The organism is uncultured Eubacterium sp. (genome assembly GCF_934295145.1).
Classification (GTDB): Bacteria; Bacillota; Clostridia; order Lachnospirales; family Lachnospiraceae; genus Eubacterium_I.
The window spans coordinates 1-12877 of the sequence record NZ_CAKRAS010000005.1; the positions used below are offsets into that span (position 1 = coordinate 1).

The window sequence follows — 12877 nt, forward strand, 5'->3', positions numbered from 1 at the left end:
GAGCATAGCCCGACCGCGGGAGTGTGTCTGAGCCAACAGCTGGTTTTGCTGTTGGTGAGTTCGCGGAAGCGGTCGGAAATAGGCGGCGCAGCGCAGATAGAAAATCATTCGTGCCGGCATTGGAGTTTTCTTCCAGCTTTTTTTAAACCACCCTAAACAAGAATTAAAGGCGACTTATGATGTCTCGTTTATAGTCTAAAAATGTTTCTGTCAGATAAAAATCATCTGGCCGAGGCTTTTTCTCGCGAATCACGATCTCATCTTTAATCTCACCCGGTGTACCATTTAGGATATAAATGCGGTCGGATAAGAGAATTGCCTCATCAATATCGTGTGTAATAAACAGCGTAGACAGGTCAATATGAGTCATAATATTCAGATACCATTTGTGAATATTGGACTTCGTGATTGTATCCAGCGCGGAAAACGGTTCATCCAACAGCGCGACACCGTTGGATGAAAGATAGGTTCTCAGTAGTGCGGCTCGCTGGCGCATACCACCGGATAGCTGGCTCGGATACTGATACTGTGTTCCTTCCAGACCAAATTCTGCAAACAGCGGATTGGCCTTTTCTCGTGCATCTGCCTTTTTCATGCCCTTTAATACGAGGGGGAGTGACACGTTATCAATAATCTTTTTGTGCGGTAGCAGCAGATCCTTCTGAAGCATGTAGCTGATCTGTCCCGGTGTGGAAGTGATTTCTTTGTCATTCAGATAGACATGTCCCTCCTCCGGTGTGGCCAGTCCGGAAAGAATGTGAAACAATGTCGTCTTTCCGGAACCGCTGACACCCAGAAGGCAGACCAGTTCGCCTTGATTCAGTTCGATATTGATATCTTTGATGATTGTCCGCTGTCCATATATTTTTGTAATATGTTCTGCTTTTAATAATGCCATTATAACTAACTTCCTGTGTAAATATTAATTACCGCCTAAGTAGTCGTTTGAGAATCCCTGTCCAGTCAGATCTTTGGAAGTAAGACCGTTATCTGCCAGCCATTTGTAGAATGCATTCCAGCGGTTTTCGTCGATGAAGCCCCATTTCTGAGCATCTGCAACGTACTGTTCGGAAATATACTGCTGGGAAGCCTGAACGAGTTCTTCAGATCCGCTTAAGGAACCTGTATTGTCGCCGGCAATCAGCATATTTGCGGCATCTACTGGATTCTGGATTGCGTATTCATAACCTTTCTGAGTTGCCTCAAGGAATTTCTTTGCAACATCCGGGCTGTTCTGTAAAAATTCATTGTTTGCGATAATAACCGGTGTGTAGTAATCAAATACCGGATTTACGTCTTTAAAGAAGAAGAAATCACAAGGTGTTTTCTCTACATTGGCATTTATTCCGCCCCATCCGTAGAATACCCAGATGGAATCTGTCTGATGAGCAGCCAGTGCAGCCGGTTCGTCTGTGATGTCGTTCGGGATCAGATTTACCTGATCAAAATCTCCACCGTCTTCGTTGATAACAGTTTTTAAAGTAGCAAGTTCGATCGGAGACTCCCATGTGGAATAAGTTTTGCCAGTCATTCCTTTCGGAGTGTCAATGCCGTCGCCCTGACGGGAAAGGATACCGGAAGTGTTGTGCTGGAGAACCGCAGCAACAGCTGTGATACCAAGTGGATTCTCGGAATCCAGAGAAGCAGCCATCGTATCCTGCGCTTCAATGGCAAACTGAGCCTGACCGGAAGCACACATTAATGCAGCACCATCCTCTGGCGGCTGAACGATCTGAACATCCAGACCTGCCTGCTCATAGTAACCGAGCTGCTGAGCAACGTATAAACCTGTGTGGTTTGTGTTCGGTGTCCAGTCCAGACAGAATGTAATTTTTGTCAGTTCTTTATCTGATTTAGAAGTGTTCTCAGCGGCAGCAGAAGAACTGTCGGATGCATTTCCTTTTGTGGCATTGTTGTCAGTATTTCCGCATGCGGTCATGGAAAATACCATAGCAGCTGCTAAAGATACAGCAGCAAGTTTCTTTAAATAATTCTTTTTCATACTTCTTTTCCCTCTTTTTCTGTTCTCATCCAAGGCATGGATAAATTTCTGATAATGTTGACTGCGAGCATCAGTAGCAAACTAATGATCACGATAAAAATAATAACGGCAAACATTTTATCAAACGCATATGCCTTTTTGACACGGGTCATATAAACACCAAGGCCGTTGAATCCACCAAGCCATTCTGCTACAACTGCGCCAACCACAGCGTAGGAGGCAGAAATCTTTAAACCAGAGAAAAACTGGTTCAGAGCAGATGGAAATTTTAAATGCCGGAAAATCTGAACTTTGGTTGCACCCATGGCACGCATCAGATTGACCGCATCCTGATCTACACTTTTATATCCGTCCAGCAGACCGACTGCAATCGGGAAAAAGGTGGTGATGACAACCAGCGCAATCTTTGGAGCCATGCCAAAACCCATCCAAAGCACAAGAACCGGCGCAATGGCAATGGTCGGGATCGTCTGTGTGATAACCATCAGCGGATAAAATGCCCGGTTGATGGTCAGAAAACGATCCATCAGTGTGGCACTGACAAATGCCAGCAGGATACCGATGCAGAGACCGTAAAATGCCTCCTGCAGGGTGTATCTGGCGTGCATCAGGATCAGTGGCATGTCTGAAATCAGAGCTTTTGCCACGTTGACCGGGGATGGCAGCATATAAGCCGGAACCAGTCCTGAGATGCAGATCAGATACCATGCCAGTACGATCAGGCATAAAGCGACGATTGCCGGAATCTTACTGGTGATGCTTTGTAACTTTTTTGTCAATGGTCAGTACATCTCCCTCTGGTTTAAAAGAAATTTTTACATAGGTGTTCATTGCCGGGCAGCCTGCTTTTGCGGCAACCAGCTGGCAGTTTTTTACGATTTCCATCAGTTCGTCATAATCACCTTCGATGGATGTCTCGCATGGTCCCACATAATAGTTCAGACCTGTAGATTTGATGTAAGCAATGACTTCGTCTACGATACGGATGACTTCATCTTCATCTGTGACTGTCGGTAATACCTGAATAGCTACACTTGCGTTCATTATTTGTTCCTCCCTGAAAAAATAGTACATTAAATTGCATTTGCTGATGCCATAACATCATAATAAATTAATCATTTCTCAGACCGGAAATGTGTAAAATTACACGTTTCGGCAATAAAAAACATCCACCAGCTGGCAGATGCGCATAGAAGTTTCGATAGTTTATCTAATACTAATATATGTAACACTTCCTCGGATGGCATTGTCCAACAGGTATAAGGGTCTAAGGTTTATCCTTACTCTCAGCAAATTGCTCCCCTGGTTAATTTATAAAGCGAAAAAACGCTTGTATGGCACTTTACGTGTAGAATGTTAACGCAGGGGAGGGGAATTGTCAAGGGAAAACAGCAAGAGAATGATATTGTGAAAAATCTCAAGGAGATGGAATTATGATATATGAATTCGCTTTTAAAAACTTTAGCTCCTATAAATCAATGGCAGACCTTCTATGTCTATTGAGGAACTGGAAAATACAGTTAAAATATCAACAACTGAGAATCCATATTACAAATTTGATGATATCAGTTGTAATATTCCAAATATCGTTCAGTCAGAGGATTCTTTCTTTCAATCAGAAATTTATAAAAATATGTCTGGAGGGCATCCAACGGCTGTTGCATATAGTGGAATGGCAAATGCTTATGAAAGACTTTTAAACGAGTGTATAATAGAAAATCAGGATTATTTTTTTGATACATATAGGTATGATTGGCGAGTGGCAAAGATTTGAAAATACACAGCTTTTAGATTTTAAAATAGCAGGTTGGATGAAGAATTTCTTTACAATGTAAGAAAATGAATGCATAATGTTGAAGGTGAAAACAAAAAATCAGATGGGAGAATCTAAATAATGAAACGAGTACAGGAAATCGTACAAAGTATGTTTAGAATGCTAAATAGTGCCATTGCTGGTATATATGGTTTAATGATGATATTTATCATGATATGTTGTATTTTCTTTGCGCACATACGTTATTGGACATTATCTTATAGTGAAAACTTTTTGCCTGCAATTGTATTATTAATATTTGGTGGAATCACAATATGTGGCATTGTGACAATTTGCAAAAAGGCAGATAGAGAATGTAAAATAAAACCTATAATTTTCTGGATAGTTGTTCCGGTAATGATATTTTTAATGCAGATATATTTTGTGTGGAATTATTATGTGTATACAGATTGGGATGTGGCTTCAGTAGTAGGACTTGCTGATAAAATTGCACATAATGAATTAACAGATATATATATTAATTATTTTTCGAGATATCCAAATAATTTATTTTTGGTATTTGTCTTTTCGAAGATAATGGAAATTGTTCATTTTTTGGGCGGTCATGCGCATGAATATCTTATGCTTTTGTGCGTACAATGTGCGTTTAATACATGTACAGGAGTACTTCTTGCAAAAATAATAAGTAAATTGTTTTATAATCCTGTTTTAACGATGGTGGGATATAGTATATACTTTTTTTTTATAGGCTTGTCACCTTGGGTTTCGATTCCATACTCTGATTCGATAGCATTAGTATTTCCGATTTTGATAATGTACATTTATGTCAATAGAGAAAAATTTAAGTGTTTTTCGTGGTTTGCGATTCCGTTTTTATCTTATATTGGATATAAAATTAAACCACAAACAATGATAGTCGCTATTGCAATTATGTTAATAACAATTTTAAATATAAAATTAAGCTGCATTGGAAGAGGATATTTAAAAAAAGTGGCAGCTCTTATCTTGGGATTCTTATTAGCGTTAGGAATTTCAATAGCCGCAGTGAGAAGCCTGAATATACAGCTTGATGATGAAAAAGCTTTTGGAATAAAACATTTTTTTATGATGGGAATGAATACCCAGACAATGGGAGTATGGTCCGGGGACGATGTTTCTTATTCAGATTCATTGCAAACGGTGGAAGAACGTGATCAAGCAGATCTGCAGAAAGCATTTGAGCGTATTGAAGATATGGGTGCAGTGGGTTTCTCAAAACAAATGATAAGAAAAACGCTAACAAATTATAATGACGGAACTTTTTTCTGGGGTGGAGAAGGGTCGTTTTACATAAATGTTATGGAAAGAAATACAAAAATCAGTGGTTTCTTGAGAGGACTTTATTATAATAGAAATTATAGTTCTGTTGGAAAATATAATACAGTTTGGATAAATTTTGTCCAAATGATTTGGTTAACTTGTCTGGGATTAGGAATTCTGGGAGTATGCTATAAAAATCAAAAAGAAAAAAGTGTACTAATGCTTTCTGTTATAGGATTAACGATATTTGAATTACTTTTTGAGGCAAGATCCAGATATTTATATGCTTATGTTCCATTATACATATTGTTGGCAATGTATGGAGTAGCACTTTTACTAAATAGAGCAGAGAAAAAGAAATGAGGTGTTTGAGTTGGATACAGTGTTGTGGATAGTGATACCATGCTATAATGAAGAAGACGTTTTGCCAATTACATCAGAATTGTTTTTGGAAGAGTTAAGCCTGTTGATTGAAAAAGAAAAAATTTCGAGCAAAAGCAGAATACTATTTGTTAATGATGGAAGCAGAGATAAAACATGGGAAATTATAAAAAATCTGGCGGAAAAGGATGAACATTATATTGGTATTTGCCAAAGCAGAAATCGAGGACATCAAAATGCTGTATTGGCAGGCTTAATGGAAGCAAAAAAATATGCGGATATTACAATTTCTATTGATTGCGATGGACAGGACGATATTACTGCTATGGAAGCTATGATAAATGAATATCATAATGGATGTGAAATTGTATATGGTGTCAGAAGTAAACGAGATACAGATACTTTTTTTAAAAGAGTAACAGCAGAAGGCTTTTACAAGTTGCTGAATACTATGGGAGCAGAAGTTGTTTATAATCATGCAGATTATCGATTAGTTTCCCAAAAAGTGTTGGAAGCATTTTCTGAGTTTAAAGAAGTGAATCTGTTTTTGAGAGGCATGTTTCCACTTGTGGGATTTAAAAGTACATCTGTTTATTACGAGCGGCAGGAACGTATGGCTGGTAAATCTCATTATCCACTCAGAAAAATGCTTGCTTTGGCATTTGATGGTATAACAAGTCTGTCGGTTAAGCCTATCCAGATGATTACTAATTTCGGAATATTGGTGTCAATTATAGGATTTATAGGAGTTATATGGGCTGTTATTAGCTGGGCACTTGGAAATACGGTTTCGGGCTGGGCAAGTATGATATGTGTGATATGTTTTATTGGCGGTGTTCAATTATTGTGTACAGGTGTGATTGGTCAGTACATTGGGAAAGTTTATATGGAAACAAAACATCGTCCACGTTATATCATAAGTGATCGAACATATGAAAAGCAAAATATGGATGACAAATAGTATAAGATTGATATGGCAATAAAAGTAGGACGGGAAGATAAAAGATAAGTCTTCCCGTCCGTATTTATTATCTGGAAATCTTAATAACTGAACTCCCGGTCTTCTCCAGCTCCAAATCGAATCAGATTGATTTTCCGGCTTTCTGGTCGGATTACAACGACATCCCAGCAGTCCTCTGTATAAGTGTTCAGTTGACGAGTTGGTTTAGTTGCCCCCGCCGGCCACAGTTTGGGATCACCATTCTCATTTTCAAATCGCTGACAGTTTGTCATGATTGACAAATAAGGTGAGGTAAAGGCTGTGTCTACATGATTATGTCCGCTGAACATGGCAATGATTTCTTTGCCGGAATTTTTATATTCAGCAAGAAGGGCCTGCACTTTATATCCGTTATAACAATACTTGTTATCGTAGTCATGGGAGGATTCGGGATCCATATGTGTAAATACACAGATAGAATATCCGTCAGGAGTCTGAAGTGCTGTATTTTCCAACCAGTCTACGGTCTCATCGGAATATCCATATCTTCCCTCTACGTTTGCATTCAGCCAGATGAAACGTACTTTATAATCTGGCAGATCTTTATAGTAATTTGTACCGGACATAGATGAATCCATGACAACATCATGTGTTAATTGCAAATAAGATTTTTCAATCTGATCCAGGTTGAATAATTTTTTATATCGGTTATCATCATGATTTCCGATACACGGATAATATGGAATACCAATGCCCTGGAACAATTGCATGAGATAATTATTTCTGGATAAAGTCTCCTGTTGAGAAGTATCTCCATCAGTGTTATCTCCTAAATTAATGACTCCAAGACACGAAATTTCCCGGGTAAAATATCCGATATTCACAATTGCATCCTGAATCAATTCAGGAGCTTCTGTATTGGACATGTAATGGATATCTGTAATAAGTGGAAAAACAAGTGTAGGTTCTGTCTGCAGAGATTTTACAGTATCAATTGTTTTTTTCATTTCTTCCTGATAATAAGACTTAAGTTGGATTTTGGAACTGTCGTTTACTTCCAAAAGAACATTGCCCTTTGAAACCTGATAATATCTGCCGTTTACCTGACATAATCCGGTATAGTCGTAATTTACTTTCCCATTCTGAATCAGCCAACGGCTGTTTTTTCCATCAGCAACAGTAGTTGCACTATAATCTACCTTTCCATTGCGGCAGTACCAGGTTCCATTTTTATTATCAGCTAAGCCGGTATAATTGAAATTAACCTTTCCATTTTGAATAAACCACCACCCATCGGAGTTTTTTGCTAATTTATTGGCAGAAAAATCGACAAAACCATTCGAAGAGATGTACCACCACCCATTTGAATTTTGGGCAACAGTTTCTTGCTTTTGCAATTTCCCATTGTTTACAAGTCCCCAGGGAGCATAATTGTGATATGTTCCATGCAAGATACCGTCAGCATGAAAGTCAACTTTTCCGTTGTGGCAATACCAGGTGCCATATTTGTTATCGGCAAAGCCGGTATAGTTAAAATTGACCTTGCCGTTTTGGATGACCCACCATCCATTTGAATTTTTAGCAACAGTGTCAGCAGAAAAATCAACAAATCCATTCGAAGAGATGTACCACCAACCGTTGGAATTTTGGGCAACAGTTTCCTGCTTTTGCAATTTTCCATTGTTTACAAGTCCCCAGAGAGCATAATTGTGATATGTTCCATGCAGGACACCATTATCACCAGTAATAGAGTGACTTTTTTAAAAAACTTCATTTCTAACCTCCATCATTTATAAAATGTATTCTCGGAATCTTTCTAAATGAAAAATTCTGAGGCTACATATAAATTAAATAATACATAGTGTGTTATGACTATTACACACCATGCAATAGTTTACAATAATTAATAAAATAATTCAAATTATGAAATTATGAAGAAAAGTTAATAAAATTATGAAGAAACAGATGGAAGGGGATTGCAAATTGACAGTTCCTGTTTGCATATGCTATATTTCATTACTGTATGTATAGTATTCTGATCAGAATTGGTGAGGGAATGATTATTTCTTGTAAAAATAACGAAAAAGTGATAAAGTGAAACATATTAAATACTTGCAGAATGTACGAAATTGTCTGTTGGTATTATAATGGAGGAAATTTATGAATTCAAAAAAAGATTATAAGAAAGTTCAGGACAGCAGAATTGTAAGCGTGACAGAATTGCTTTTGGAACTTTTTAGACGAATCAAGCTAATATTGTTGGCTGCAGTTGTCTTTGCTGTTGCATTGGGCGGATATAAGTACATAAAGGATAAAAAATCCGCAGATATTAGTCCTACGGCGGTGTCAGTAGAAGAGGCGGGAAAAAGCCTCACAGAGGAAGAACTGGAACAGGTAAGATTAGCAGAATATACACAGACATCTCTGGAAAAAAAACAGGAGTATGCAGAGAAATCTGTATTGATGCAGCTGGATCCGTATAATGTCAGTACAGCGTCCATTCAGTTCCTCATTGGAACAGATAATAATGAACAGCTGGCGGATCTTAAATATGCATATTATATGTATGTAAATGATGGACAGTTACTGGAAGATTTAGAAGCCAGCGGAGTAAAAGAAGAAACACAGTATCTGAATGAAATTATCAGTTATGAAGATGCTTCGGTAAATAATGGAAACAGTACGACTGGCAATATGGTAACAACGAATACCGGTAGTACTTTTGGAGTGAAGGTAAAGTATACAGACAAGGAATCCTGTGAAAATCTTGCGGATAGTATTATTTCCTGTATTTCAGATTACGCAAAAACACTGAGTGGAAAAATGTATACTCATACAATAACAATGGTTAACTGTTCTTATTCTAATATGGTTGATTCTTCTGTTGCGCAGAAACAGTCAGATTGTATGACAGCGATCACTACGCTGAAAGATCAGACAAAACAGTTAACAGAACAGTTAAGCACGACACAGAAAATTGTTCTGGAAAAAGAGAGTCAGGAAGCATCTTCTGATGAAGATAAAGCAGCAGTTGTAACAAAAGTTTCTATTAGTAAAAAGTATATTGGACTTGGCGGAGCAATTGGAATTGTTCTTGCCGTTCTCTATATAATGATAGCATATTTGTTACGTGGAACAATCAACTCAAGTAACGATATTAAATATTTATATAATAGCAGAGTGTTAGCTGAAATCCCGGTATCCGGAAAAAATGTTCTTTACAGAAAAGTGAGAAAGATACTTTTAAAAGACAGTGCGTCAAATGACAGAGAATCTGCATTAAAGTTACTGGTGTCAAATGTAAAATACGAATGTGAGAAAAATGATATCCACGAAATGATTATGGCATACGCATGCGAAGATAAATATATGCAGACATGGGTTGGAGAAGCGGAACAGCAGTTACAGGAAGCAGGAATTAAACTTTGTAAAGTATCAGGTGGATTGGAACAGGCGCAGGCGGTGGAAGAAATGAGCCGTTTGAAAAATATTGTTCTTGTAGAAAAGCTTTCAGGTGCCCGTTATGAAACCATAACCCGTGAAATGGAAATCTGCATGGAATATAATATGGATCTTATGGGGATTGTCGCATTAAATTAGAGGAGACGACAATGACTGAAAGGAAGAGGGGGTACTCAATGAAAAAAGATAATATAAAAGTATGTTTGGTTGGATCTTCAGGAGGTCACCTGACTCATTTATATATGTTGAAGCCATTTTGGAGTACTAAGGAACGTTTTTGGGTTACTTTTGATAAAGAAGATGCACGAAGCTTATTGAAAGATGAAAAAATGTATCCGTGCTATTTTCCGACAAACAGAAGTTTGAAAGCATTGATCAAAAATACAAAAATTGCATGGAAAGTACTGAGAAAGGAACGGCCGGATCTGATTATTTCATCAGGAGCAGCAGTATCTGTTCCGTTCTTTTATCTGGGAAAACTGTTCGGTGCAAAGTTGATTTATGTGGAAGTGTTTGACAGAATCGATAAACCGACAATGTCAGGTAAAATGGTATACCCGATTGCAGATAAATTTATTGTGCAATGGGAAGAACAGAAACAGGTATATAAGAAAGCAATCAATTTAGGAAGCATTTTTTAAAGGAAAAAACAATGATATTTGTAACAGTAGGAACTCACGAACAGCCTTTTGACCGTCTGGTAAAGGCAATTGATGAGTTAAAAAGGGATCAGCTGATCACTGATGATATATTTATTCAGACGGGGTATAGCACATATTCTCCAAAATATTGTGAATGGAGTAAGTTTGTACCGTATGCGGATATGGAGAAAAAGATGGCAGAAGCCAGAATCGTTATTACGCATGGTGGGCCGGCAAGCTTTATTATGCCTTTGCAGATGGGAAAGACACCTGTGGTAGTGCCAAGACAGGCAGAATATGGAGAACACGTAAACAATCATCAGGTGGAATTTGTTGAAAATGTTTCAAAGCGTATGGGAACAATTATTCCTGTGTATGATATCGCCGATCTGCAGAATGCCGTATGCAACTATGATACGATTATTTCGACAATGACACAGGGCGCAAAAAGTCATAATGAAGAATTTAACCGGGAATTTGAAAAAATTGTAGATAATCTATTTCAATAGGATGTAAAGCAACGATGAAAACAAAAAAGAAAAAGGTATTGATAATCAGTACAGTTGGTTTAAAATATGAAGGAATTACCAGTGTGATCCTGGCAAATCTGGAGGCTATGAAGCGGGATGATCTTGAAATTTATCTGGCTGGAACGATAGAAGTGCATCCGGAAATTGAGGAGAAGATCACTGGACTTGGATGTGAGATCATTGATCTCCCAAACAGAAGAACAGATACCACAGCATATTTTAAAGCACTGGTCAGAGTGATTCGAAGAAAGAAAATTGATGTAGTTCATGCACATGGTAACAGTGCAACTATGACAATTGAAATGGCGGCGGCTTTTTTTGGAGGATGCAGATGTCGAATCGCGCATTCACATAATACCTGTTGCGAACAGGTAAGGGCGGATAAGATGTTACGCCCTTTCTTTTATTTGTTGTGTAACAAAAATCTGGCATGTGGTGAAGCGGCAGGAGAATGGCTTTTTGGAAACCGTCCGTTTACGATTATTGCAAATGGCCGAAATATTGAAAAATATAAATTTGATTCGGAGATACGCAGGTCGATAAGGGAAAAGTATCACTGGGAAAATAAGACGGTAATCGGACATGTCGGCGGTTTTTTACCGCAGAAAAATCATGCATTTTTAATAGATATATTTCAGGCTGTTCATAAGAAACAGCCGGATACAGAGCTGGTTTTGTTTGGGGACGGACCATTGCGTGGAGAGACAGAACAGAAGGTTGAAAAGCTGGGATTAAAAGATTGTGTGAAATTTATGGGACTATCAGATCAGGTGAATTGTTTCCTGCAGGCGATGGATGGTATGCTTCTTCCGTCTGTGTTTGAGGGACTTCCGCTTGTTGCTGTTGAGTGGCAGATCGCAGCACTTCCGTGTGTATTGTCGAATGAAGTTACAACAGACTGTGCTTTTTCTGATTTAGTGGAATTTTGCTCATTAGAAGAAAACCCGGATGTGTGGGCTGATATTTTGTTGAAGAAAATTAAAAATACAGACAGAAATGAAGAAGCTTTGAATGTGATAGCTGAGACAAAAAGATCTGGGTTTGATATACGGGATAATGCAGAGTTACTACATGACATATACTGCGGAAAATAAGCAGTATATGTTTGCAGTAAGGAAGGAAGAACAATATGAAAAAGGTAATCATAGGATGCAAGAGTGTATTTACCTATATGAAATATAAAATATTATACGGGAATCGTATACAAATGGCAAAAATCAATTCACTGAAAGGCAGGATTGAGATAGATCTGTTTTCAGATGCAAAATGCAGGATTGGTAATTTTTTGATGACGGCAGGACCTTTTTATATAAAGTGTACGGATAAGGCGGAGATTACAATAGGTGATAACTGCTTTTTTAATCATAATTGCAGTCTGACGGCAGCAGAGAATATTGTGATAGGCAATCAGTGCATGTTTGCAAATAATTTTGTGGTGGTGGATCATGACCATGACAGAAAAGATGGAAAAATATTAAAAGAATTGGTGAGTGCACCTGTTAAAATCGGAAATAATGTATGGTGTGGTGCAAATGTAACTGTATTAAAAGGGGTTACGATTGGCGATGGTGCGGTCATAGCTGCCGGCTCTGTTGTAAACAGAGATGTAGCTGCTTATTCCGTTGTTGCAGGAGTTCCGGCACGAAAAATTAGTAAGTAAGGATTGATAATTGTATGACTGCAAAGGTACGTGAGATTAATATACATAATATAATCGGTTATTTTATCCTAATCCCATTTTTAAATCCAAGAGGATTTTATGATGTCGTTCCGCTTTATAAGCCATTCATGACGGCGTGGGTATATCTGGCGCTGCTCCTGATTATATTTGAGATGTGTTTACAATAT

General features: G+C 38.0%; 13 protein-coding genes. 8 read left to right on the top strand and 5 right to left on the bottom strand.

All coding sequences use genetic code 11. The features are described from left to right. Window positions 1–163: 163 nt before the first annotated feature. From Q0I54_RS01690 to Q0I54_RS01705, 4 genes are read right to left on the bottom strand one after another with little or no spacing between them, the layout of a single operon-like run. Window positions 164–898: an ABC transporter ATP-binding protein gene (locus Q0I54_RS01690; RefSeq protein WP_296115916.1), complete on the bottom strand. Its 735-nt coding sequence runs from the start codon at window positions 896–898 to the stop codon at window positions 164–166. Window positions 899–922: 24 nt separating this feature from the next. Then, a complete protein-coding gene (locus Q0I54_RS01695) occupies window positions 923–2002 on the bottom strand; it encodes an ABC transporter substrate-binding protein (protein WP_296115918.1) in 1080 nt (359 codons plus the stop codon). Then, window positions 1999–2781, bottom strand: a complete 783-nt coding sequence (locus Q0I54_RS01700; protein WP_296115919.1) for an ABC transporter permease — start codon at window positions 2779–2781, stop codon at window positions 1999–2001. Before Q0I54_RS01700 ends, Q0I54_RS01695 begins: the two co-directional genes overlap by 4 nt. Further along, window positions 2750–3046, bottom strand: coding sequence for a thiamine-binding protein (locus Q0I54_RS01705; RefSeq protein WP_109214784.1), 297 nt, complete (start codon window positions 3044–3046; stop codon window positions 2750–2752). Before Q0I54_RS01705 ends, Q0I54_RS01700 begins: the two co-directional genes overlap by 32 nt. A 448-nt stretch (window positions 3047–3494) precedes the next feature. On the opposite strand from Q0I54_RS01705, the gene Q0I54_RS01710 reads away from it, so the two are divergent. From Q0I54_RS01710 to Q0I54_RS01720, 3 genes are all read left to right on the top strand, one after another. Further along, window positions 3495–3776 carry a hypothetical protein gene (locus Q0I54_RS01710; protein WP_296115922.1) on the top strand — a complete coding sequence of 94 codons (282 nt, stop codon included), beginning with the start codon at window positions 3495–3497 and terminating at the stop codon, window positions 3774–3776. A 120-nt stretch (window positions 3777–3896) separates the two neighbouring features. Next, the gene (locus tag Q0I54_RS01715; protein WP_296115924.1) at window positions 3897–5438 is read left to right on the top strand and encodes a hypothetical protein; all 1542 of its coding nucleotides are present in this window, start codon (window positions 3897–3899) and stop codon (window positions 5436–5438) included. 10 nt (window positions 5439–5448) lie between these two features. Continuing rightward, window positions 5449–6417: a glycosyltransferase family 2 protein gene (locus Q0I54_RS01720; RefSeq protein WP_296115925.1), complete on the top strand. Its 969-nt coding sequence runs from the start codon at window positions 5449–5451 to the stop codon at window positions 6415–6417. 80 nt (window positions 6418–6497) lie between these two features. Here Q0I54_RS01720 and Q0I54_RS01725 read toward each other — a convergent pair whose 3' ends face one another. Next, window positions 6498–8069, bottom strand: coding sequence for a metallophosphoesterase (locus Q0I54_RS01725; RefSeq protein WP_296115927.1), 1572 nt, complete (start codon window positions 8067–8069; stop codon window positions 6498–6500). A 487-nt stretch (window positions 8070–8556) separates the two neighbouring features. Between Q0I54_RS01725 and Q0I54_RS01730 the strand changes: the two genes are divergently transcribed. The 5 genes from Q0I54_RS01730 (at window position 8557) to Q0I54_RS01750 (ending at window position 12689) form a co-directional block, all read left to right on the top strand. Further along, the gene (locus tag Q0I54_RS01730; protein ID WP_296115929.1) at window positions 8557–9996 is read left to right on the top strand and encodes a hypothetical protein; all 1440 of its coding nucleotides are present in this window, start codon (window positions 8557–8559) and stop codon (window positions 9994–9996) included. 38 nt (window positions 9997–10034) lie between these two features. Then, window positions 10035–10499, top strand: coding sequence for a PssD/Cps14F family polysaccharide biosynthesis glycosyltransferase (gene pssD / locus Q0I54_RS01735; RefSeq protein ID WP_367270768.1), 465 nt, complete (start codon window positions 10035–10037; stop codon window positions 10497–10499). 11 nt (window positions 10500–10510) lie between these two features. After that, window positions 10511–11008 (top strand): glycosyltransferase, encoded by a 498-nt coding sequence (locus tag Q0I54_RS01740; RefSeq protein ID WP_296115930.1) that lies wholly within the window; start codon window positions 10511–10513, stop codon window positions 11006–11008. Window positions 11009–11022: 14 nt separating this feature from the next. Next, window positions 11023–12123, top strand: a complete 1101-nt coding sequence (locus Q0I54_RS01745; RefSeq protein ID WP_296115932.1) for a glycosyltransferase family 1 protein — start codon at window positions 11023–11025, stop codon at window positions 12121–12123. A gap of 113 nt (window positions 12124–12236) precedes the next feature. Beyond that, a complete protein-coding gene (locus Q0I54_RS01750; protein WP_181369271.1) occupies window positions 12237–12689 on the top strand; it encodes an acyltransferase in 453 nt (150 codons plus the stop codon). Window positions 12690–12877: the final 188 nt, after the last annotated feature.

What these genes read in the sequence shown, in the direction of transcription:
- Q0I54_RS01690 (WP_296115916.1), bottom strand. Translation starts at nt 898, where the DNA reads ATGGCATTATTAAAAGCAGAACATATTACAAAAATATATGGACAGCGG.
- Q0I54_RS01695 (WP_296115918.1), bottom strand. Translation starts at nt 2,002, where the DNA reads ATGAAAAAGAATTATTTAAAGAAACTTGCTGCTGTATCTTTAGCAGCT.
- Q0I54_RS01705 (WP_109214784.1), bottom strand. Translation starts at nt 3,046, where the DNA reads ATGAACGCAAGTGTAGCTATTCAGGTATTACCGACAGTCACAGATGAA.
- Q0I54_RS01710 (WP_296115922.1), top strand. Translation starts at nt 3,495, where the DNA reads ATGTCTATTGAGGAACTGGAAAATACAGTTAAAATATCAACAACTGAG.
- Q0I54_RS01715 (WP_296115924.1), top strand. Translation starts at nt 3,897, where the DNA reads ATGAAACGAGTACAGGAAATCGTACAAAGTATGTTTAGAATGCTAAAT.
- Q0I54_RS01730 (WP_296115929.1), top strand. Translation starts at nt 8,557, where the DNA reads ATGAATTCAAAAAAAGATTATAAGAAAGTTCAGGACAGCAGAATTGTA.
- pssD (WP_367270768.1), top strand. Translation starts at nt 10,035, where the DNA reads ATGAAAAAAGATAATATAAAAGTATGTTTGGTTGGATCTTCAGGAGGT.
- Q0I54_RS01740 (WP_296115930.1), top strand. Translation starts at nt 10,511, where the DNA reads ATGATATTTGTAACAGTAGGAACTCACGAACAGCCTTTTGACCGTCTG.
- Q0I54_RS01745 (WP_296115932.1), top strand. Translation starts at nt 11,023, where the DNA reads ATGAAAACAAAAAAGAAAAAGGTATTGATAATCAGTACAGTTGGTTTA.
- Q0I54_RS01750 (WP_181369271.1), top strand. Translation starts at nt 12,237, where the DNA reads ATGGCAAAAATCAATTCACTGAAAGGCAGGATTGAGATAGATCTGTTT.